This is a genomic window from Aeromonas sp. QDB63, from assembly GCF_027707425.1.
In the GTDB taxonomy this organism is placed as follows: domain Bacteria; phylum Pseudomonadota; class Gammaproteobacteria; order Enterobacterales; family Aeromonadaceae; genus Aeromonas; species Aeromonas caviae.
Genome location: NZ_JAPCIS010000050.1, coordinates 1 through 19,905, shown reverse-complemented (window position 1 = coordinate 19,905; position 19,905 = coordinate 1). Strand labels below are relative to the sequence as shown.

The 19,905-nt window shown below is 61.1% G+C and carries 22 protein-coding genes and 1 pseudogene; 14 read left to right on the top strand and 9 right to left on the bottom strand.

The genetic code is table 11. The features are described 5' to 3' along the window. Positions 1 to 68: 68 nt before the first annotated feature. The 3 genes from PG879_RS19640 to PG879_RS19630 all read right to left on the bottom strand — a co-directional run bounded on the left by PG879_RS19640 (position 69) and on the right by PG879_RS19630 (position 1,447). Entirely contained in the window at positions 69 to 230 is a 162-nt protein-coding gene (locus tag PG879_RS19640; protein ID WP_270830593.1) for a hypothetical protein, read from the bottom strand. A gap of 101 nt (positions 231 to 331) precedes the next feature. Then, positions 332 to 895: a HutD family protein gene (locus PG879_RS19635; RefSeq protein WP_210600777.1), complete on the bottom strand. Its 564-nt coding sequence runs from the start codon at positions 893 to 895 to the stop codon at positions 332 to 334. Positions 896 to 1,024: 129 nt separating this feature from the next. Continuing rightward, complete coding sequence (locus PG879_RS19630; RefSeq protein ID WP_010673675.1) at positions 1,025 to 1,447, bottom strand: MarR family winged helix-turn-helix transcriptional regulator; 423 nt, start codon at positions 1,445 to 1,447, stop codon at positions 1,025 to 1,027. Positions 1,448 to 1,528: 81 nt separating this feature from the next. On the opposite strand from PG879_RS19630, the gene PG879_RS19625 reads away from it, so the two are divergent. From PG879_RS19625 to PG879_RS19615, 3 genes are all read left to right on the top strand, one after another. Continuing rightward, positions 1,529 to 1,828: a DUF3861 domain-containing protein gene (locus PG879_RS19625; protein ID WP_042014216.1), complete on the top strand. Its 300-nt coding sequence runs from the start codon at positions 1,529 to 1,531 to the stop codon at positions 1,826 to 1,828. 132 nt (positions 1,829 to 1,960) lie between these two features. Then, positions 1,961 to 2,932: a nucleoside hydrolase gene (locus tag PG879_RS19620; RefSeq protein WP_270830592.1), complete on the top strand. Its 972-nt coding sequence runs from the start codon at positions 1,961 to 1,963 to the stop codon at positions 2,930 to 2,932. 95 nt (positions 2,933 to 3,027) lie between these two features. Beyond that, entirely contained in the window at positions 3,028 to 3,357 is a 330-nt protein-coding gene (locus tag PG879_RS19615) for a DUF3634 family protein (protein WP_039039207.1), read from the top strand. A 90-nt stretch (positions 3,358 to 3,447) separates the two neighbouring features. On the opposite strand, the gene PG879_RS19610 is transcribed toward PG879_RS19615, so the two are convergent. Next, positions 3,448 to 4,356 (bottom strand): LysR family transcriptional regulator, encoded by a 909-nt coding sequence (locus PG879_RS19610; RefSeq protein ID WP_210600780.1) that lies wholly within the window; start codon positions 4,354 to 4,356, stop codon positions 3,448 to 3,450. A gap of 119 nt (positions 4,357 to 4,475) precedes the next feature. On the opposite strand from PG879_RS19610, the gene PG879_RS19605 reads away from it, so the two are divergent. From PG879_RS19605 to PG879_RS19570, 8 genes and pseudogenes are all read left to right on the top strand, one after another. Beyond that, positions 4,476 to 4,919 carry a carboxymuconolactone decarboxylase family protein gene (locus PG879_RS19605; RefSeq protein WP_041214824.1) on the top strand — a complete coding sequence of 148 codons (444 nt, stop codon included), beginning with the start codon at positions 4,476 to 4,478 and terminating at the stop codon, positions 4,917 to 4,919. A gap of 512 nt (positions 4,920 to 5,431) precedes the next feature. Next, positions 5,432 to 6,520, top strand: coding sequence for a cytochrome o ubiquinol oxidase subunit II (gene cyoA, locus PG879_RS19600; protein ID WP_080767819.1), 1,089 nt, complete (start codon positions 5,432 to 5,434; stop codon positions 6,518 to 6,520). Between the two features lie 3 nt (positions 6,521 to 6,523). Beyond that, positions 6,524 to 8,500, top strand: a complete 1,977-nt coding sequence (gene cyoB, locus PG879_RS19595) for a cytochrome o ubiquinol oxidase subunit I (RefSeq protein ID WP_041211612.1) — start codon at positions 6,524 to 6,526, stop codon at positions 8,498 to 8,500. Then, a pseudogene (locus PG879_RS19590) lies at positions 8,469 to 9,116 on the top strand (cytochrome o ubiquinol oxidase subunit III); the annotation flags it as partial. The gene cyoB and the pseudogene PG879_RS19590, both read left to right, overlap by 32 nt. Beyond that, positions 9,117 to 9,446, top strand: a complete 330-nt coding sequence (locus tag PG879_RS19585) for a cytochrome o ubiquinol oxidase subunit IV (protein WP_010673684.1) — start codon at positions 9,117 to 9,119, stop codon at positions 9,444 to 9,446. Positions 9,447 to 9,454: 8 nt separating this feature from the next. Further along, on the top strand, positions 9,455 to 10,348 hold the full coding sequence (cyoE, locus tag PG879_RS19580) for a heme o synthase (RefSeq protein WP_010673685.1): 894 nt from the start codon (positions 9,455 to 9,457) through the stop codon (positions 10,346 to 10,348). Between the two features lie 164 nt (positions 10,349 to 10,512). Beyond that, on the top strand, positions 10,513 to 11,874 hold the full coding sequence (locus tag PG879_RS19575; protein ID WP_041213223.1) for an MFS transporter: 1,362 nt from the start codon (positions 10,513 to 10,515) through the stop codon (positions 11,872 to 11,874). A gap of 83 nt (positions 11,875 to 11,957) precedes the next feature. Next, a complete protein-coding gene (locus PG879_RS19570) occupies positions 11,958 to 12,326 on the top strand; it encodes a DUF1428 domain-containing protein (protein WP_010673687.1) in 369 nt (122 codons plus the stop codon). A gap of 124 nt (positions 12,327 to 12,450) precedes the next feature. Here PG879_RS19570 and PG879_RS19565 read toward each other — a convergent pair whose 3' ends face one another. Next, positions 12,451 to 13,554 carry an ElyC/SanA/YdcF family protein gene (locus tag PG879_RS19565; protein ID WP_202211930.1) on the bottom strand — a complete coding sequence of 368 codons (1,104 nt, stop codon included), beginning with the start codon at positions 13,552 to 13,554 and terminating at the stop codon, positions 12,451 to 12,453. Positions 13,555 to 13,703: 149 nt separating this feature from the next. Then, positions 13,704 to 14,597 carry a LysR family transcriptional regulator gene (locus PG879_RS19560; RefSeq protein ID WP_202211476.1) on the bottom strand — a complete coding sequence of 298 codons (894 nt, stop codon included), beginning with the start codon at positions 14,595 to 14,597 and terminating at the stop codon, positions 13,704 to 13,706. A gap of 100 nt (positions 14,598 to 14,697) precedes the next feature. On the opposite strand from PG879_RS19560, the gene PG879_RS19555 reads away from it, so the two are divergent. Then, complete coding sequence (locus PG879_RS19555; RefSeq protein WP_210600782.1) at positions 14,698 to 15,150, top strand: DMT family transporter; 453 nt, start codon at positions 14,698 to 14,700, stop codon at positions 15,148 to 15,150. 10 nt (positions 15,151 to 15,160) lie between these two features. Beyond that, entirely contained in the window at positions 15,161 to 15,595 is a 435-nt protein-coding gene (locus PG879_RS19550) for a DMT family transporter (protein WP_113736103.1), read from the top strand. A gap of 272 nt (positions 15,596 to 15,867) precedes the next feature. Here PG879_RS19550 and PG879_RS19545 read toward each other — a convergent pair whose 3' ends face one another. The 3 genes from PG879_RS19545 to PG879_RS19535 all read right to left on the bottom strand — a co-directional run bounded on the left by PG879_RS19545 (position 15,868) and on the right by PG879_RS19535 (position 17,801). Then, complete coding sequence (locus tag PG879_RS19545) at positions 15,868 to 16,110, bottom strand: DUF3297 family protein (RefSeq protein ID WP_005302916.1); 243 nt, start codon at positions 16,108 to 16,110, stop codon at positions 15,868 to 15,870. Between the two features lie 97 nt (positions 16,111 to 16,207). Further along, complete coding sequence (locus PG879_RS19540; RefSeq protein WP_270830591.1) at positions 16,208 to 17,524, bottom strand: HipA domain-containing protein; 1,317 nt, start codon at positions 17,522 to 17,524, stop codon at positions 16,208 to 16,210. Then, positions 17,508 to 17,801 (bottom strand): helix-turn-helix domain-containing protein, encoded by a 294-nt coding sequence (locus tag PG879_RS19535; protein WP_223917222.1) that lies wholly within the window; start codon positions 17,799 to 17,801, stop codon positions 17,508 to 17,510. Before PG879_RS19535 ends, PG879_RS19540 begins: the two co-directional genes overlap by 17 nt. Before the next feature lie 316 nt (positions 17,802 to 18,117). On the opposite strand from PG879_RS19535, the gene PG879_RS19530 reads away from it, so the two are divergent. After that, complete coding sequence (locus PG879_RS19530; protein ID WP_210600783.1) at positions 18,118 to 19,647, top strand: flagellin N-terminal helical domain-containing protein; 1,530 nt, start codon at positions 18,118 to 18,120, stop codon at positions 19,645 to 19,647. Positions 19,648 to 19,905 lie beyond the last annotated feature (258 nt).

The window sequence follows — 19,905 nt, the reverse complement described above, 5'->3', positions numbered from 1 at the left end:
TGGATACCGTGTCTCCTTTCCCGGGGAATGGCTATGGCACAGCGAAGGTGTAGCACTATTGGGATCAGTTATTTAGTCTTGAACGTCTTGGGAATAGCAAGGTTATTTCCTTCTGCATATTTAAATTCCTCTAAGATGCCCCTTATTTTTGTCTGCAACTGTTGATTACTTTTTTCTTCTTCAGTACTGAGCTCAGGTGGTGCTTCAAATCCGTCCAATGTGTATTGCATAGGATCTCTCATCACATAAACCAGAGAGACCCATACTACTCCCATGAGGCCAAATATCAATCTTCAGATGATTTTTTGGCCTAGTCATAAATGGGCTGCGGTTATTGTACGTTTGCTTGCAGGGTAAAGAAGGCGAGGGTGGTCTTCTTGCCGCACTCGAAGCGGATGCTCTCCTCCCCCTGCACCACCAGGGTCTCGCCCGGTGCGACCTGTTGCCCCTGCACGGTGAGCTGGCCCTCCAGCAGGTGGCAGAGGTAGCACTTGTCCGCCTCCAGGGTAAGGCTGAGGGGGAAGGGCAGGTTCAGCACCCGCACGTTGGCGCTGATGCGCGCCGGGTGGTAGATGAGCCCGAGATCCGTCACCTCTTTTTTCAGCAGCTCGCAGCGGGTCTCGTCATCCCCGCTGAAGTGGGCCGCCTCGAAGGTGGCGTAGGGGTGGCCGTTGAGCACGAAACCGGCACCGCTGACGGGCAGCAGGATGCGCTGGTAGCCGGGAAAGTGGGAGAAGCTCCCCGCTTCCTTGATGGGGGCCGAGCTCAGCCGGTAGTCAAAGTCGAGCTTGTCCAGGGTCGAACCAGGGGGAGAGATCAGGATCTGGGCCGTGGTGCCCTGCCTGTTCTTCCAGGGCATTTTCAACTGGTCGGACTCTTTAATCAGGGTGATCACGATGGCGCCTCGGCGGGAAGGGGAGAGTGGGGCCAGTGATACCATCTCCGGGAGTGGCTCACAAGGCGCCGCCAGCGCAGGCCGCGCTGGTTGGCCACAAATCAGGCAGCGGCCCCCCTGACGCTGACCCTAATCGGTTGACTCAAGCCCTTTTTCTATCTTGTCCAGCAGTTGCTGCAACTGCGCTATCTCCGCCGGCGTCAGCAGGGAACACAGCCGTTCGTCGAGCCGTGCGGCCTGCTGCTCCCCCTGGCTGACCCGCTCGCAGGCCAGCGGGGTCAAGGCCAGACAGATGCTGCGTCTGTCAGTGGGATGGGGCCGCTTCTCGATGAGCCCCTGTTTCTCCATCTCCTGCAGCAGGCGCGTCACCTGCGCCTTGTCGCGGCCCGACCGCTGTGCGATGAGCTGCGGCGTGGCGGGATCCAGCGCATGGATCAGTTGCAGCACCTTGTAATGGAGGGGGCTAAGGGCGATCTGTTGTGCCCGAAAATGCTGCGTCATGGCGATTTTGTACTGATCGAGGATCCGGAAGAGGCGGTTTGATAACTTCATGGTTGATAAAGTCAACTTGAAAGGGTTTAATTGATTTTATCAACCATATGGGCAAAAGCCCAGCCCGAGAGGAGATGAAAGATGCCACACACCTATCGTGTACAGGTCCAGGCGCTGGACCGCGAGGTGCCCCCGTTGCAGTTCGACTGCCAGAATCACGACGACATCTTTGCCATCCTGGCGCTCAGCAAGGGGAAGCTGGCCATGTCGGAGCAGGAACATCAGGCGTTTATCGTCGGGTTGAAGCTGTTTGGCGAAGTCATGATGCAGCATCGCAAAGAGGAGCTGTTCAAGGGGTTTCTCCCCCATTTCAAGCAATTCATGGGGCAACTGAAACGCACCGCCAGGGGAGAGGAGGCCGTGGTCGCCCCTTCCGAGTGACTCCTGCCCTGACCCCAGGGGTGAGTGCTCCCGCCAGTATGCCTGATGCAAAGGAAGCCCCGAGGTTGTGATCCCGGTGCTGTCAAAGCGGCGGCGGCCCGCTACACTGGCAGCTCGTTTCACGGAGGACCCATGACCCACAAGATCATTCTGGATACCGATCCCGGCATCGACGATGCCATGGCCATTCTGTTTGCCGAGGCGCACCCTGCCATCGAATTGCTCGCCATCACCACGGTGTTTGGCAATGCCACCATCGAAAATGGCACCCGCAACGCCCTCTGGCTCAAGCAAAAATATGGCATGAAGGCGGACGTGGCCCGGGGCGCCGCCGCGCCGCTGCTGCGCGAGCCCGTGGGGCCGACGACAGTGGTGCACGGCCCGAGCGGCTTTGGCGACGTCCAGGCGGGGGAGGTGACCCTCATCCCGGATCCCCGCCCGGCCTGGCAATACATCGTCGAGACGGTGAAGGCCCACCCCGGCGAGATCACGCTAGTGACCATCGGGCCCCTCACCAACCTGGCGCTGGCGCTCGAGGCGGCCCCCGAGGTAGCCACCCTGGTGAAAGAAGTGGTCGTGATGGGCGGCGCCTTTGGCGTCAACGGCCATCGCGGCAACGTGACCCCCTATGCCGAGGCCAATATCCACGACGATCCCGATGCGGCGGACCGGGTCTTCACCGCCCCCTGGCCCCTAGTGATCATCGGGCTCGACGTCACCCAGCAGAGCATCTTCACCGCCGACTATCTGGATGCCCTGCGGGATGATGCGGGGGAGCCGGGCCGCTTCCTGTGGGATGTCAGCCGCTTCTACCTGCGCTTCTATTCCGAGCGCATCGGCATGGCGGGGTGCCATGTGCACGATCCCTCCGCCATCGCCTATGTGATCGATCCTGCGCTGTTCACCCTGCGCAAGGGGCCGGTGCGGGTCATCACCGAGGGGCCCGCCATCGGCCATACCCTGCAAAAGTTTGACGACACCCGCCATCCCCATGACGAGTGGGCCCAATGCCCGGCCCAGCAGGTCGGGGTTGCGGTGCGGGATCAGGCCCTGCTCGCCCTCTATCGGGATACCCTGGTGGCCTGGGGCAAGGGGCGCCGATAAGGCCCGGCAGTGAGTGAAAGCGTGATGGCGGCCGGGTCATGGTGGGGCGCCCCCGGTTATACTGGCGAACATCGGGTTGACGGGAGGAAGACGCAATGGCCTGGTTGTCTCTGTTGGTGGCGATAGCCCTGATCGGGTGGTTGATGACGCTGGGGCGCGGTGCCCTGTTCGAGGTCCGGCTCGCGCCGGGCAAGGTGGTGGTGAAGCGGGGCTCGGTGCCGCCGCGCTTTGTGACCCAGGCGACCCAGATCCTGCACCATGAGCCGGTGCGCGGGCGCATCCTGGGTCTGCGGGACGGCAACGGGGTGAGGCTGGTCTTCTCCCGCTCCATCCCCGAGCCCGTGGCCCAGCGCCTGCGCAACATCTTCCCCTACGGGGATTATCGGGGGCTCTCCCCGAGCCCTGACGGGCGAAAATCACGCTGAGCGGTCGCCGTGGCGACCCTCATTTCCAGACGCCGGGCCCTGTGCCCGGCGTCTGCGTTTTCAGCGTTTCGCCAGGAGGCCCTGTTGCGGTCAGCGCGGCCCTTGCAAGGGCCTGATCGCCTCGACTAGAAAGTCGATGAAGGCACGGGTCTGGGGTTTGAGGAAGCGGCCGCCACGAAACACCGCGTGGATCTCGTCCTGGCGATCCTCGTAGGGGGAGGCGAGCCACTCTGGCAGCAGCGGCAGCAGGGTGCCCTCGTCGATGCTTTGCTGCACCATCCAGCTCGACAGCAGCAGCACGCCGCATCCCGCGAGGGCGGCGCAGAGCAGGGGCGTGCCCCCGACCGAGGCAAGGTTGCCCTGCACCGCCACCTTCTCGCGCTCCGTGCCCTGCTGGAAGTACCAGTGCTGGCGCTGGCGCCCATGGCCGCGAATGAGGCAGTTGTGGTGGGCCAGCTCGGCGGGATGAGCAGGTTCGCCATGGCGGGCCAGATAGGCGGGGGAGGTGACCAGCAGCGAGCGGTTGGTGAGCAGATGGCGAGTGTGCAGGCTGCTGTCGGCGGGCTTGCCGATGCGCACCGCCACGTCCACGTTCTCGGCATCGAGATCCACCATGCGGTTGTCCAGCGCAACCTCCAGGCGCACCCCGGGGTAGCGGGCGAGGAAGTCGGGCAGGCGGGGAGAGAGCCAGGATGCGCCGAAGCTCTCGAACACCGAGACCCGCAGCGGCCCCTCTGGCGCCACCGAGAGGGGTTGCAGGGATTGCACCAGCTGATCCGCCTCCTCCAGCAGGGGCAGGGAGCGGGCGAGAAAATAGGCGCCCTGCTCGGTCAGCACCAGTTGGCGGGTGCTGCGCTTGAAGAGCGGGATCCCGAGCTGCTGCTCCAGGGCGTCGATGGCACGGGTCACGGAGGAGGGGGCCTGCTTGAGGGCGCGGGCGGCACGGGAGAAACTGCCCGATTCCACCACCTGGGCCAGGATGCGGATGCGATCCAGCATGGATTCACCTTTGCGATAAACGCAAAACTGTTGCAGGTTATGACGATATTCTAATCAACAATGAAAAAGTGAACAATCAGCTCACCGCCCCATCCGGGGTCCATCACCGGAGTCTTGCCATGTCACACCGTATCCAGCTCGCCAACCAGGTGCCCGCCGCCGTCTCGGCCATGATGGGCCTTGAGTCCTACCTCGGGGGCACCGACATTCCCCTGTCGCTCAAGGAGCTCATCAAGCTGCGCGCCTCCATGATCAACGGCTGCGCCTACTGCATCGAGATGCACGCCGACGTGGCGATGAAGCACGGGGAGAGCGCCCAGCGTCTGCTGGCGCTGGCCGCCTGGCAGGAGTCGCCGCTGTTCGACGCCCGGGAGCGGGCGGTGCTGGCCCTGACCGACGAGGTGACCCTGATCGCCGACAAGGGGCTCACGACGCAGACCTATGAGGCGGCGCTGGCCCAACTGGGGGAAACCCTGCTGGCCCAGTGCCTGATGCAGGTGGTCACCATCAACGCCTGGAACCGGATCGCCGTGGCGACCCGGATGGAACACGATCACTCCTGACTCCGACTCCGACTCCGAGTGAGGGAGAGAAAACGATTGTCAACGGGCCCGCACAAGGGCCCGTTTTGTTACGAAGTGTGCCTTCTGGCGCCAGGGGTTGCGACCGTTGTCGGGGGACGGGAAGTTAATCATACATTCGTTTGATTAATTATTTTTTTAATCTTCCCAGAAAAATACCCATCCAGATCAAGGTGTGGAGAAATGACCTGTGAGTCGAAAAGGGGCTGTATGGCTCTTTTTTGATCGCAATGGCGGGTTAAAAACAGACCAGATGGATCTTTTTGGTTAATTGGTGGTCACTTTTGGTGGCGCAAGAGATTAACGGAAGATGAATTGCCGCGGTGTAACTTGAATAAATTGGTCATTGTCAAGGGATTAACATCTGATACCGCTTTCCATCACCTTTTGAACATTTTTGGGATTAATTTTTCATGTTGTTCACATGCCGGTCTGATGCAATAAAATACTGCATTTTTTTATACCAATAAGCCTTCAAAAGATGAGGACATTGCATGAGACTCTTTGATGTGAAGAGGGGCTTGGGCGCTTTGCTGCTGCTCGCGACCGCCAGCTTGCTGAGTGGCTGCGACATGGCACTGATGAGCCCCAAGGGGCAGGTCGGTATGGAGCAGAAGTCACTGATACTCACCGCACTCGGCTTGATGCTGATCGTGGTGGTGCCCGTGATTGTCATGGCGGTGGCGTTCGCCTACAAATACCGGGCGTCCAACACCAGTGCCACCTATGCGCCGGACTGGGCCCACTCCAACAAGATTGAGGCAGTCGTCTGGACTGTACCCGTCATCATCATCGTCATCCTGGCGGTGATCACCTGGAAAACTTCCCACTCCCTCGACCCCTACAAGCCGCTGGAATCGGACGTCAAACCGGTTCAGGTGGATGTCATTTCCCTGGACTGGAAGTGGTTGTTCGTCTATCCGGAGCTGGGCATTGCGTCGGTCAACGAGCTGGCCTTCCCGGTCAACACCCCGGTCAACTTCCGGGTGACCTCCGACACCGTGATGAACTCCTTCTTCATCCCGCAACTGGGCGGCCAGATCTACGCCATGGCCGGCATGCAGACCAAGCTGCACCTGATTGCCAACGAGGCGGGCGAGTACAAGGGCATCTCCGGCGGTTACAGCGGTGCCGGTTTCTCCGGCATGAAGTTCAAGGCCATCGCGACCCAGGACCAAGCCGGTTTCGACGCCTGGGTAGCCAAGGTGAAGGCCTCTTCCAAGGCCCTGAGCACCATGGATGAGTTCAATGCCCTGGCCAAGAAGAGCGAAAACCACCCGGTGGAGTACTTCGCCAGCGCCGATCCCAAGCTGTTCGTCAACATCATCAACAAGTTCATGGGCGGCATGTCCCATGGTGGTCACGCCACCCCGGCTGCGGGCTCCGCGGATCACGAGGGCATGAACCACGAGGCCATGAACCATGACGCCGCCCCGAAAGCGGGTGCCATGGACCACGAAGGGATGAACCATGAGGCCTCGCAAGAGGACGCCATGGAGAACCAGGCCATGAACCATGACGCCCATGCCGGACACATGGCCATGTCGGCCGACAAGAGTGTGAAAGCAGGATCCGAGGAATAATCGATGTTTGGAAAATTGACACTCGAGGCTATTCCGTACCATGAACCCATCATCATGGTCACGATAGCCGGTATCATTCTGGGGGGCCTGGCCATCGCCGGTCTCATCACTTACTACGGCAAGTGGCAATATCTGTGGAAAGAGTGGCTGACCTCGGTCGACCACAAACGCCTCGGTATCATGTATCTCATTCTGGGCATGGTCATGCTGCTGCGTGGCTTTGCCGACGCCGTGCTGATGCGTGGCCAGCAGGTCATCGCCTCCGGGGGTGGCGAAGGCTACCTGAACGCCCATCACTACGACCAGATTTTCACCGCCCACGGCGTCATCATGATCTTCTTCGTGGCCATGCCGCTGGTGATCGGTCTGATGAACATCGTGGTGCCGCTGCAAATCGGTGCCCGTGACGTGGCCTTCCCCTTCCTGAACAACCTGAGCTTCTGGTTCACCGCCGCGGCCGTGGTGCTGATCAACGTCTCCCTCGGGGTCGGTGAATTCGCCCAGACCGGCTGGCTGGCCTATCCGCCCTTGTCGGGGCTGGAGTTCAGTCCCGGGGTCGGGGTCGATTACTGGATATGGAGTCTGCAGATTTCGGGTCTGGGGACCCTGCTGACCGGCGTGAACTTCTTCGCCACCATCATCCGCATGCGTGCCCCTGGCATGACCATGATGCGCCTGCCGGTCTTCACCTGGACCGCCCTGTGTGCCAACATCCTGATCATCGCCTCCTTCCCGATCCTGACCGTCACCATCGCCCTGCTCACCGCAGACCGCTACCTGGGTACCCATTTCTTTACCAATGACATGGGTGGCAACATGATGATGTACATCAACCTGATCTGGGCCTGGGGTCACCCCGAGGTGTACATCCTGGTGCTGCCGGTGTTCGGGATCTTCTCCGAAGTGGTGGCGACCTTCTGCAAGAAGAAGCTGTTCGGTTACACCTCCCTGGTGTGGGCAACCGTGGCGATCACCGTGCTGTCGTTCATCGTCTGGCTGCACCACTTCTTCACCATGGGGTCCGGCGCCAACGTGAATGCCTTCTTCGGCATCACCACCATGATCATCTCCATCCCGACCGGGGTGAAGATCTTCAACTGGCTGTTCACCATGTACCGCGGTCGCATCGAGTTCACCTCGCCCATGCTGTGGACCGTCGGCTTCATCATCACCTTCACCGTGGGTGGCATGACCGGGGTACTGCTCTCCGTGCCGGCCGCCAACTTCGTGCTGCACAACAGCCTGTTCCTCATCGCCCACTTCCACAACGTCATCATCGGCGGCGTGGTGTTCGGCTGCTTCGCCGGTATCACCTACTGGTTCCCGAAAGCGTTCGGCTTCAAGCTGGATGACGTCTGGGGCAAGCGTGCCTTCTGGTGCTGGATCACCGGCTTCTTCGTGGCCTTCATGCCGCTCTACGTGCTGGGCTTCATGGGCATGACCCGTCGTGTCAGCCAGAACATCGATCCCGAGTTCCACGGCTGGCTGGTGGTCGCCGCCTGCGGCGCCGGTCTGATTGCCCTGGGCGTGCTGTGCCAGGTCATCCAGATCGTGGTCAGCATCCGCGACCGCGAGAAGAACCGCGACCTGACCGGCGATCCCTGGGGTGGCCGTACCCTGGAGTGGGCGACGTCCTCTCCGCCGCCGTTCTACAACTTCGCCATCGAGCCGAAGGTCACCGGTCTGGACGCCTTCTGGGAAGCCAAGGCTGACGGCAGCGCTTACAAGAAGCCTGCCCAGTATGCCCCCATCCACATGCCGAAGAACTCCGGTGCCGGTGTCATCATCGCCGCCTTCAGCGTGGTGTTCGGCTTTGCCATGATCTGGCACATCTGGTGGATGGCCATCGCCGGCTTCATCGGCATGATCGCCACCTGGATCATCCACAGCTTCAACGACGATGTGGACTACTACGTACAGGTTGACGAGATCGAGCGCATCGAAGGTCAGCATTTCGACAACATCAACAAGGTGGCTTAATTCCATGGCGACTGACGTACTACATCACTCTCACGGTGCCCATGAGGATGGGCACCACGATGCCGGTGCCACCAAGGTATTCGGTTTCTGGATCTACCTGATGAGTGACTGCATCCTGTTCGCGACCCTGTTCGCGACCTATGCGGTCCTGGTCAACGGCACTGCCGGCGGCCCCACCGGCAAGGACATCTTCGAACTGCCGTTCGTGTTCGCCGAAACCATGCTGCTGCTGCTGAGCTCCATCACCTTCGGGTTCGGCATGCTGGCCATGAACAAGAACAAGGTCGCAGCAGTCAACACCTGGCTGTTCGTCACCTTCCTGCTGGGTGCCGGCTTCATCGCGATGGAAATCTACGAGTTCCATCACCTGATCGTGCACGAGGCGGGCCCGGATCGAAGCGGCTTCCTCTCTGCCTTCTTCACCCTGGTGGGGACCCACGGTATCCACGTGACCAGCGGCCTGGTCTGGATCATCGTGATGATGGTGTCGATCACCAAGAAGGGGCTGACCGAGCGCAACCGCACTCGCCTGATGTGCCTGAGCCTGTTCTGGCACTTCCTCGACGTGGTATGGATCTGCGTCTTCACCGTGGTCTATCTGATGGGGGTCATGTAAATGAGTCATTCCGTTGACAATCACGGCGCCAGCCACGGCAGCGTCAAGTCCTACATGATCGGTTTCGTGCTGTCACTCATCCTGACCGCCGTGCCGTTCTGGATGGTGATGGACGGCTCCGCCTCCCACGCCGTGGTGCTCGGCACCGTGGTGGCCATGGCGGTGGTGCAGATCTTCGTACACCTGGTCTACTTCCTGCACATGAACACCTCCTCCGAGGAGCGCTGGAACCTGGTGGCACTGGTCTTTACCGTGCTCATCATCGCCATCGTGGTCGTGGGTTCCCTGTGGATCATGTACAACCTCAACATCAACATGATGGTTCACTGAGCGGGTTGATGATGATGAAGCAATACCTGCAAGTGACCAAGCCGGGCATCATCTTCGGCAACCTCATCTCGGTTATCGGGGGATTCCTGCTGGCCTCGAAGGGGAGCCTGGATGTGCCCCTGTTCATCCTGACCATGGTGGGGGTGTCACTGGTGGTGGCCTCCGGTTGCGTGTTCAACAACTACATCGACCGGGACATCGACTGCATCATGGAGCGCACCAAGAACCGCGCCCTGGTGCGGGGGCTCATCGCCCCCGGTGTCTCCCTCTGGTATGCGACGGCGCTGGGCGTTGCGGGCATTGCACTGCTCTACTTTGCGGCCAATCCGTTGGCCGCCTTGCTGGCGGTGCTGGGCTTCCTGGTTTATGTGGGGGTCTACAGCCTCTACATGAAGCGCCACTCGGTCTATGGCACCCTGGTCGGCAGCCTCTCCGGCGCCGCGCCGCCGGTCATCGGCTACTGTGCGGTGAGCGGGCAGTTCGACTCGGGGGCCCTGATCCTGCTGGCGATCTTCAGCCTGTGGCAGATGCCGCACTCCTATGCGATCGCCATCTTCCGCTTCAAGGACTACCAGGCCGCCAACATCCCGGTGCTGCCGGTGGTGAAGGGGATCCCGGTGGCCAAGCTCCACATCACCCTCTACATCCTGGCGTTCATGGTGCCGACCCTGATGCTGTTCCTCGGCGGCTACGCCGGTTACAAGTATCTGGTGGTGGCCACCGCGGTGAGCGTCTGGTGGCTGGGGATGGCGCTGTCGGGCTACAAGGCGGCGGTGGACGACTCCCTCTGGGCGCGCAAGCTGTTCATGTTCTCCATCGTCACCATTACTTGCCTGAGCGTGATGATGTCGGTGGACTTCCAGCCGGACGCAGCGCCGGTGCTGGTGAGCATGCTGCCCTGATAGTGTGAACTGCACCCCTGAAATGCATGAAATCCAGAGCCGGGAATCTTCCCGGCTCTGCTATTATGGGCGCCGCCCTGCGAGGGGCATCGCCGATTTTTCGGGGCGGCCGGGCGCCTGTCACCCCTTTCTTTCTCTCTTCTTTTTGACTCATCGAGGCCCTCATGAATGATTTCACCATGACGAGGGGCGAGCGACGCGCGACCTGGGCGCTCGGCTCCGTCTTCTCGCTGCGCATGCTCGGCATGTTTATGGTGCTGCCGGTGCTGACCACCTACGGCATGTCCCTGGCGGGCGCCTCCGAGGCGCTCATCGGGCTTGCCATCGGCATCTACGGCATGACCCAGGCCCTGTTCCAGATCCCCTTCGGCCTGCTCTCCGACAAGGTGGGGCGCAAGCCCCTCATCGTCGGCGGCCTGCTGATGTTTGCCCTTGGCAGCGTCATCGCCGCCCTGAGCGACGCCATCTGGGGGGTCATCGTCGGGCGCGCCCTGCAAGGGAGCGGCGCCATCTCCGCCGCCGTCATGGCGCTCCTGTCGGATCTCACCCGGGAGCAGAATCGCACCAAGGCCATGGCCTTCATCGGGGTGAGCTTTGGCATCACCTTCGCCATCGCCATGGTGACCGGCCCCCTCATCACCCATGCCCTGGGCTTGTCCGGCCTGTTCTGGCTCATCGCCCTGCTGGCCCTGGCCGCCATCGCCATGGTGCTCTGGGTGGTGCCGACCCCGGCGGCCCACCTGCAAAATCGCGAGTCCGCCATGGTGCGAGGCAGCTTTCGTACCGTGCTCACCAACCCTCGCCTGCTCAAGCTCAACCTCGGCATCCTCTGCGTCCACACCCTGCTGATGTCGAGCTTCGTGGCCCTGCCGCCCCTGCTGGAGCGTGCGGGCCTGCCCCGTGACAGCCAGTGGCAGGCCTATCTGGTCACCATGCTGATCGCCTTCGTGAGCGTGGTGCCCTTCATCATCTATGCCGAGAAGCACCGCCAGATGAAGCGGGTCTTCATCGGGTGCGTGGTGGTGATGCTGGCCGCCGAGCTGGTGCTCTGGCAGAGCGGCCAGCAGCTGTGGGGTCTGCTCGCCGGGTTGCAGCTCTTCTTCATCGGCTTCAACGTGATGGAGGCGCTGCTGCCGTCTCTCATCAGCAAGGAGTCCCCGCCGGGCTACAAGGGCACCGCCATGGGGGTCTACTCCACCAGTCAGTTCCTCGGGGTCGCCATCGGCGGCAGTCTCGGCGGCCTGCTCTACAGCCTGGGGGGCGGCCCCCTGGTGTTTGGCGGTTGCGCCGCCCTGGCCCTCGCCTGGCTCGGGGTGAGCCTCACCATGGCCGAGCCCCCCTATGTGAGCAGCCTGCGCATCGTGCTGCCGGAAGGGGTCGAGGCCACCCCGGCCCTGGAGCAGCGGATCCGCGCCTGCGAGGGGGTAAGCGACGTGCTGCTGGTGCGCGAGGAACACTCCCTCTACGTGAAGGTGGACAGCAAGCGCCTGACCCGCAGCGATCTGGAGCGGCTGGTCTCTTTGTGATGGCTGGCTGCGCGGGGCGGCGCAGAGCGCGGGCTGAAGGGCGGCTGCTATGCTGAGATCCTCACTCACAGGAGGAACCTCTGATGTCATACGTGGACGGATTCGTGCTCGCCGTGCCGACGGCCAACAAGCAGGCCCTGATCGATCATGCGGGGCAGTTTGACCCCATCTTCCTCGAATACGGCGCCACCCGGGTGCTGGAGTGCTGGGGGGACGACGTGCCCCACGGCAAGCAGACCGACTTTTACCGGGCGGTGGCGGCCAGGGAGGATGAAACCGTGGTCTTCTCCTGGGTGGAGTGGCCGAGCAAGGCGGTGCGGGACGACGCCATGGGCAAGATGATGCAGGACCCCAGGATGGACCCCGCCAATCCCCTGCACCAGACCATGCCGTTTGATGGCGCCCGCATGATTTTCGGAGGCTTCACCACCGTGCTGGAGCTCAAGGGCTGAGACCTGCCATCGGGGCTTCACCCTGGTGGCCGGAGCGCAAGGGCCGATAGCAACACCCAGGCCCGTCAGATGATGAAAAAGCCCGCCAGCCGGCGGGCTTTTTGCTGGGCGCCATGCCGGGGGATCAGCGCTCCACCAGCGGGGCCGAGCGGTAGCTCCACAGGCCATAGGTGCGCAGGGCGTCCCGGTAGATGCCAAGCAGCTCCTCCGGGCTTGCCTTGGCCAGGGCCGAGAGGGGCTTGTCCGGGTAGGCGACGCTGTCGATGCGGATGTTCGCCGGGCCGCTCTGCCAGCAGGCGATTTCCAGCAGGGTCTGGCCCCGGCGCACATGGCTCGCCGAGCTCACCAGGGTGGCGAACTCAATCTCGTGGCGGGCGAGGGCATAGCCGCTGTAGAGGGCGTTCTCCACCGTGCTGGTGGCGTAGTTCTCCTCGATGATACGGGAGCGGTCGATGCCCTTTTTCGCCAGCCAGTCCGCCATCAGCTTGCCCTCGGTCTGGCGGTTCTGGGGCACGCCGCCGGTGAGGATGACGAGGGCTGCCGGATCGGCCTGGGCCAGGGCGCGGGTGGTCTCGAGGCGTCCCAGCAGAATGTCGTGCATGGAGCCATCGGGATTGAGGGCATAGCCCAGGGTGACGATGGCGCGGCGCCCCTTCTTCTCGCCCCGTCCCTGACGTTCCTTGAGGGGGGTGGCGACCACCCTGTCCACGGTGGCGAACAGCCGCTGCAAGTCGGCGGCGCGACCGGCATTGAGCTCGCCGACCCGCTTGAGGTAGCCATCGGATTTGGCCTGGTTGCCCTTGAAGCGCTGCCAGGTGGCCAGATAGGTGTTGATGTCCAGATCGTCCGGGGCGGCGGTGAGGGCCTGCTCGAACAGGGCGATGGCCCTGTCCACGTTGCCGTTGTAGATCTGGGCGTTGGCCGCCGAGATGAGCAGATCGGTGCGATAGGGCTCGAGCTGGTGGGCCTCCAGCAGCAGGGTGGTCACCTGCTCCATGTTGCTCGGCATCTTGGCGGTGAAGCCCGCATCGGAGACCCGGGCAGGGGAGTGGAAGATGCGGGCGGCGTCTGCCAGCAGTTGATCCACCACCTGGCGCTTGCTGATGAACTGCTCGTAATTCTGCTCCTTTTGCAGGGAGCGCACCGGGGCGGCCCAGGCATCGAATGAGACAACGAGCGGCAGCGTCAGCAGGCTGGTGAGGGTCAGGGCAATCGCGGTTTTATTCATCATGGGGCTCCCTGTGGGGTGCGGGGCGCGATGCCGTGGCTCGTCCCCTGAATGCTTTTCCAATAAAAACAGATGCTTGGTTTGCTGCCTACTCTACTCCCTTCCCGATGAAAAAAACGTGAACCGTTCCGGTTATCCCGATGCCCCCCTCAGCGCAGCCCCAGACGCGCCTGCAGGAAGGCCAGCCAAGCCGCCACCTTGGCGGGCAGGTGGCGGCGCTTGGGATAGACGCACCAGATGCCGTGCTCGGGCAGGGCATGGTCTGGCAGGACGGGCATCAGCCGCCCGGCGGCGAGATCCCGCGCCACGATGAAGTCCGGCATGTTGCCGATGCCAAGCCCCGCCAGCAGCGCGGTGTGGATGGCATCGCTGTTGTTGACCTCGAAATTGCCCCTGGGGGTGATGGCCACCTCTCCTTCGGGCCCGTGTAGCCGCCACTGGGTGCCGCCGCGAAACAGGGAGTAGAAGAGGCAGTTGTGGCGCTCGAGATCCGCCGGGGTGCGGGGCGTACCGGCCTGCGCCAGGTAGGCGGGGGCGGCGCACAGGGTGCTGAGACAGGGGGCGAGGCGGCGGGCGACCAGGCTCGAATCCTCCAGCTCGCCGATGCGCACCGCCACGTCGAACCCCTCGGCCACCAGATCCTGCCGGGCGTCGCTCATCTCCAGCTGCAACTGCACCTCGGGGTGGAGGGCGAGAAACTCGGGGACAAGGGGGGCGATGTGGCGCCGGCCATAGACCATGGGCACCGTCACCCGCAGCAGGCCGCGGGGGGCCGATTGCAGGGCGCCGATGGCATCTTCCCCGTCGCTGGCCAGGCGCACTGCATGGCGCACCGTCTCGAAGTAGCGCTCCCCCGCCTCGGTGAGGGTGAGGGAGCGGGTGGTGCGATAGAGGAGCTGGCAGCCGAGGGCCTGCTCGAGCTGGCTCACCTTCTTGCTCAGCACCGACTTGCTGAGGCCGAGCTGACGGGCGGCGCCGGAGAAGGTGCCCGACTCCACCACGGCGACGAAGGCGGGGAGCAGGGCGAAGGCTTCCTGGTTCATGTTGTTCTCGATATGGAAACAATGTTGTTCCAGTATGGTAGATTATCCCCAAATCAAAAACAATTTACCCTGCTCGTCAGTTCAACCAAGGAGCAACCCCATGATCCCCCCGCTTGTTGACCGCGGCCCCGGCCGCCCCGCCCTCGGCCAGACACTTGGCCAGACCCTGGGTGCCCTGGCCGCCTTCGCCGCCGGCCTGCTGCTGGCGCTGATGATCGCCCAGAACGGCGCCCTGTCCCGCGCCACCGACCCCTGGCTCGCGAGCTGGCTGGCCCACGGGGTCGGCAGCCTGGTGGCCGGGCTCCTGTGGTGGCTCTCCCCAAGGCCCCCGACGCCGGAGGCGGCCCCGCTCTGGGCCTGGCTCGGCGGTCTGCCGGGGGCGCTCACCGTGGTACTGGCGGCCCTGTGCCTCAACTCGCCCCTCGGCATGGCGGGCACCCTGGCCTGCGATGGCCTCGGCTGGCTCGGACTGGCTCGCCGCCGCCCCTCGGGAAAAGACGCGCTCGCCGCCCTGCTGGTGATGGCCGGCGCACTGCTTATCGTGCTGCGTTAGGAGAGACACCATGACCCTATTGATCCTGCTGGGACTGCTGAACGGCGTGGCGGTGAGCCTGTCGCGCACCCTCAATGGCCGCCTCGCCAGCGCCCGGGGCGCCATGACGGCGTCGCTGGCCAACCACCTGCTCGGCTTCGGGCTGCTCGGCGTCCTGCTCATCCTCAAAGGGGCACCCTGGGAGCGGCTCGCCGGGCTCGATCCCTGGCTGCTGCTCGGCGGGGTGCTGGGGGCGCTGTTCGTCGCCATCAGCAGTTGGGCCATCGGCCGGATCGGCGCCCTGGCCTGCGCCCTGCTCATCGTCACGGGCCAGCTGGCGGGAGGCGCACTGCTCGATGCCCTGGCCGGACGGCTGGCCGCAAGTGATCTGCTCGGCATCCTGCTGGTGCTGGCGGGGGCTGCGCTGCAACGCTGGCAGGGCGGCAAGTCGCGCTCCCGAGGGTGAGTGATGCGGTGATGGTCTGGGTAAACCGGCAGGGATGACAAGAGTGTCGCCCTGCCTGGATGCCAAAGGCGGCTCGCCTGTCGGCTCAGGGCCCAGATGAAAAGGAAAAGGCGAAAGAAAGGGAGGGAAAGGAAGAAACAGGAAGGCAACAGAGAGCAATGAAAGAGAGGCGCCTGTAACCCTGGGCCGCCCTCAACAGCAGAACACCGGCGCAAGGCCGGTGTTCTGAACAGCATGGCGGCGGGCCCGGCGGGGCGCGCGGTCAGGGCCGCTTAGGCGTAGAAAGCCTCGACGGTGCCCTTGACGGTGATCAGCATGGGGTTGCCGTAGCGATCCTTGGCCTTGGGGGAGGGGATCTTCACCCAACCTTCGCTGATGCAGTACTCCTCGACATTGGTGCGCTCCTTGCCGTTCACGCGAATGCCGATCTCGTGCTGGAAGCACTCCGCCACATGGTGCGGGCTGCGCGGGTTGGCCGCCAGACGGTCGGGCAGTGCAGGTTTGTTGTCGCTCATTTTATTTACCTGAGTGTGATAAAAAGTGGGTCATTGTAGGCAATGCCCGTCATGGGCTCAAGGCTGGGTTGCGTCCCATGGGGGGGACTAGGTCTGGCTACAGTTGCAGCTCGGGCAACAGCGTCGCCTGCGCCTGAAAATGGTGGCAACGGTGCTCAACGTCGTCTCTGTAACGTGCCAGATAAGCCAGCTCGGCGGGATTGTCTGTCTCAACCAGGGCGATGGCGGCATCAAGCTGATGCAGTATGTCGCTGGCCATCTTGTGCAAGGTCTGCTGCAACAGGCGTTTGGGCAGCTCGCATGCCTCGGCCATCTCCAGCAACTGCCATGCGTTGACCGCCTCGGGAGCAAACTCGTCGCCTATGGCCATGGCCAGATGCTGGTTGAACTCGGGGTAAAGCCCCACATTGACCAGATCGTACCAGGGGGTGGGCATCAGCCCTGCTTTTGATACGAAGAAGCTGTAGTTCTTGCCGTGGGCATCGTGGTTGTTGACGCAGAGGTTGAAGAGCAGCCATTGCAGCATGTCCAGTCTGGCCTGCGCCGGATTGACACAGAGGGCGCTGAGACTGAACAGCCGTGGCAGGCTCACCCCTTCCCGAATATGGGCCACGTCCCGCCCGTCACCGAAGTTGCGTTCATATTTTCGGGCGACGGGAAACCCCAGCCCCTGACAGGCATCGATCATGTGACGACGGCGTACCCTCAAGCCATCCTCGTCAAGGCGCCGATCGAACCGTTCCACCAGCAAGCTTCGGTGGGACTTATCGCCTTGGCCGACCCTGTGCAGTTCGACCCGCGCCACCGGCATGCCCAGCAGTGCGGCCAGTCGCATGGTCACGAACTCATTGATCACCAGATGAGGGTGATGCTCGAACTTGAGGAGGTGGGTGGAACAGAGCTCGCCCTCGCCAAATCCCAGCGTCCCCTCGAGTCGCAGCAGGTTGAGCTTGGCCTGCACGCCCGCAACCGAGAGGCGGGGGCGACCATCCCAGACTTCCAGCGGCCAGATCTCGGGCTGATCGAGGCGCAGCAACAGCTCTTTCGGGGTGATGGGGCGAAAATGGGTGGGGACGTCGGGCTCTGCGCGCAGGGTAAAGGTGACCGCCCCTGAGACATCGCGACCGATGCCGTGGATCAGGGCAAAGAGATTGCTGCGCGAAACGGAGAGCGCCTCAATCAGGTGCTCCAGCCCGCGATTTTCAGGCAGCAAGTTGCCGAGATACGCCCGGATCTGGGCGCTGCTGGCCGAACCATCCAGCGCCAGCGGCGGGGAGAGCGGGAAGCCACGCGCCTGCCACTCAGGTGTATAGCCGAGCTGAAACGCATCCCGGCTGGAGTCATATTCGAGATGGCCGATCAGCTGGTTACCCAGCCGAAGTTCCAGCCGATGGTGCTCAGAACCACCCATCATCACCGACCTCGGGTTGGCTGTTGCCGCTCGCTACCTGTGAGCCCATTTCCTGCACCAGTTGCAAGCGCAGCCCCAGCGCCTTCATCACCTGCAACAGGGTCGAGAGGTAGACATCCCCCCCTTTTTCAATCTTGATCAGGGTCTTCTTGGAGATACCGCACAGTGAGGCCGTCACCTCCTGGGTCATCCTGGCGGCTTTGCGTCTCTCGCGGATCGCCAGCCCCAGCGAGGCGGGATCCAGTGCTTTCGGGCCGGTTTGCAACGATGCGTCTGCCATCATGATCACGAAAAAAAGTGTAGGTTGTTACACCTTAACTCATGGTAAGAGCAAACAGCAATTAAAAGTGTACGATAGTGCACTTTTGATGGTTCTGGTACTGGTTGCAAGATAAAAGTGTAGAGGAGTCTACAAAGCTGTTGGCGATTCACATAGTTACAACACTATCTCCTCCACAGTGGAGTAGGGACTAGTGTCTGGATGTATGGAGTTAAATCCGATCACATCGTAAGTCAATTTTTAATAAAGATTCATATGGTAATGCCGATAGTAATTGAAGACTAGATTGAATCTTAGACTCTGCGGCAAGGACACTATGTTACTCTCAATTCGCACCAATAGTACTGCAATAGCTGCACAACGTAATCTTAGTAGTCTGATGGGGTCTTTTGACTCATCTCTCAAGCGTTTATCTTCGGGCTTGCGTATCAACAGCGCAGCAGATGATGCTGCGGGACTTCAGATCAGTAATCGTCTGACAAGCGAAATCAATGGTAGCAATGGAGCGATTCGAAATATCAATGATGCCATCTCCGTTATCAATGTTGCTGATGGGGCAATGGACGAGTCGATGAATCTCATGCAGCGTATGCGTACACTTGCTCTGCAGGCTGGTAGTGGCATCAATTCGGCAGATGACCGGGCAGCACTCAATATGGAGTTCCAGCAGATGCGTTTGGAAATGGATCGGATCGCAACCAAGACAACTTTTGCTGGACAGAGCCTATTGGCCGGGACATATGAAGGGGTGTTTTCTATAGGAGCTTATGCTGGTCAAAACATGGTCATCACAGATATGAATGCGCAAACCAAAAACCTTGGAGAAATGGTTTGGCAGTCTCGCAGTCCAACCAGCAGTAAACCTGGTGCTCACAGCATTGATGGTCTTCAGTTAGGTGCCCAACCTATCACACTCAACGGCGTGACGTTCGACACAAACTATCCAACGCTAGAAGCGTTTGTTGCTGACATCAATAGCACTAGCTTCCCAAATAACCAGAGCCCGATAGAAGCTGTACAGCACCCATTCTCGGTAAGATCGTCAATCGATCTGTCCACTCTTCCTTCCTATATCGATATCGAAGGACAGACGGTGGATTTGACAACGGGCATCGACATGACTGGCTGGGATCCTGTGAACCCCACGTCGGAAAATAGTTGGTTGATGGCAACGGTCGTCCATCGGATCAACATTGCGGCACAATCTGCAGGTCTTGGATTTTCCGTCAGTGGTTCGTATAACAACAACCCTGCTAATAATCAGCTTACGATATATAGCTCTCAAGGAAATAGCCTTACTCTGGCAAATGGCAGCATTCATCCACCCCAGCCACCCCAGCCTGCACCTCCGGCTCCTCCTATTCCACCAATCTCTGCTAATCCGTCACTTTCTGCCCTTCTCACGGATGTGAGTAGTACAACTTATATTGGACAACTTGAACTGAGCTCATCAGGTACTCGATATTCAAATATTGATATGGAAGGTAACACGTTGGGCTCTCTTGGATTTTTCCTTCAAGATAAGCAGAAATATACAGTTGATAACATTGATGTGCTGAGCGAGAGCAACGCCAGTCGTGCTATTAGGACCCTGGATGCAGGCATGAAGCAGCTTGGCGTACAGCGATCCCAGATTGGCGCTCAGGCTAACTCACTCGAAGCGAGAGGGCGTAGTTTGAGTACGAGCCATGAAAATCTGAGTGCTGCTCGCGCACGGATTCGGGATGCTGACATAGCGAGTGAGTCTGCACGCATGGTTCGGGTGCAGATCATGCAGCAGGCCAGTGCCAGTATATTAAGTCAAGCTAACAGTCGTCCCAAATTAGCGCTGAGCTTGTTGCAGTGAGATAGCACCAAGGATTAGTTTATTGTGAAATGCTCATGGGGGTGATTTTCGTTATCACGATAAACTGTAAGGTATATGATGCCTTTTCGAGGGGATGACCGGTGCACTCATCATAGATACAGATGGTATGAAAGTCTCTTTTGATGAAAATACGTGCAGAGTCAATATATTCGTCATTAAGCCTAAGGAAGGTGCGAATAAGCGGGGAAATTCTTCTCGGCTGACTCAGTCATTTCATTTCTTCATGTTTGAGCCGAT

Bases quoted from the DNA above. Each gene is read 5' to 3' on its own strand.
- PG879_RS19640 (WP_270830593.1), bottom strand. From the start codon at position 230: ATGCAATACACATTGGACGGATTTGAAGCACCACCTGAGCTCAGTACT.
- PG879_RS19630 (WP_010673675.1), bottom strand. From the start codon at position 1,447: ATGAAGTTATCAAACCGCCTCTTCCGGATCCTCGATCAGTACAAAATC.
- PG879_RS19625 (WP_042014216.1), top strand. From the start codon at position 1,529: ATGCCACACACCTATCGTGTACAGGTCCAGGCGCTGGACCGCGAGGTG.
- PG879_RS19620 (WP_270830592.1), top strand. From the start codon at position 1,961: ATGACCCACAAGATCATTCTGGATACCGATCCCGGCATCGACGATGCC.
- PG879_RS19615 (WP_039039207.1), top strand. From the start codon at position 3,028: ATGGCCTGGTTGTCTCTGTTGGTGGCGATAGCCCTGATCGGGTGGTTG.
- PG879_RS19610 (WP_210600780.1), bottom strand. From the start codon at position 4,356: ATGCTGGATCGCATCCGCATCCTGGCCCAGGTGGTGGAATCGGGCAGT.
- PG879_RS19605 (WP_041214824.1), top strand. From the start codon at position 4,476: ATGTCACACCGTATCCAGCTCGCCAACCAGGTGCCCGCCGCCGTCTCG.
- cyoA (WP_080767819.1), top strand. From the start codon at position 5,432: ATGAGACTCTTTGATGTGAAGAGGGGCTTGGGCGCTTTGCTGCTGCTC.
- cyoB (WP_041211612.1), top strand. From the start codon at position 6,524: ATGTTTGGAAAATTGACACTCGAGGCTATTCCGTACCATGAACCCATC.
- PG879_RS19585 (WP_010673684.1), top strand. From the start codon at position 9,117: ATGAGTCATTCCGTTGACAATCACGGCGCCAGCCACGGCAGCGTCAAG.
- cyoE (WP_010673685.1), top strand. From the start codon at position 9,455: ATGATGATGAAGCAATACCTGCAAGTGACCAAGCCGGGCATCATCTTC.
- PG879_RS19575 (WP_041213223.1), top strand. From the start codon at position 10,513: ATGAATGATTTCACCATGACGAGGGGCGAGCGACGCGCGACCTGGGCG.
- PG879_RS19570 (WP_010673687.1), top strand. From the start codon at position 11,958: ATGTCATACGTGGACGGATTCGTGCTCGCCGTGCCGACGGCCAACAAG.
- PG879_RS19565 (WP_202211930.1), bottom strand. From the start codon at position 13,554: ATGAATAAAACCGCGATTGCCCTGACCCTCACCAGCCTGCTGACGCTG.
- PG879_RS19560 (WP_202211476.1), bottom strand. From the start codon at position 14,597: ATGAACCAGGAAGCCTTCGCCCTGCTCCCCGCCTTCGTCGCCGTGGTG.
- PG879_RS19555 (WP_210600782.1), top strand. From the start codon at position 14,698: ATGATCCCCCCGCTTGTTGACCGCGGCCCCGGCCGCCCCGCCCTCGGC.
- PG879_RS19550 (WP_113736103.1), top strand. From the start codon at position 15,161: ATGACCCTATTGATCCTGCTGGGACTGCTGAACGGCGTGGCGGTGAGC.
- PG879_RS19545 (WP_005302916.1), bottom strand. From the start codon at position 16,110: ATGAGCGACAACAAACCTGCACTGCCCGACCGTCTGGCGGCCAACCCG.
- PG879_RS19540 (WP_270830591.1), bottom strand. From the start codon at position 17,524: ATGATGGGTGGTTCTGAGCACCATCGGCTGGAACTTCGGCTGGGTAAC.
- PG879_RS19535 (WP_223917222.1), bottom strand. From the start codon at position 17,801: ATGGCAGACGCATCGTTGCAAACCGGCCCGAAAGCACTGGATCCCGCC.
- PG879_RS19530 (WP_210600783.1), top strand. From the start codon at position 18,118: ATGTTACTCTCAATTCGCACCAATAGTACTGCAATAGCTGCACAACGT.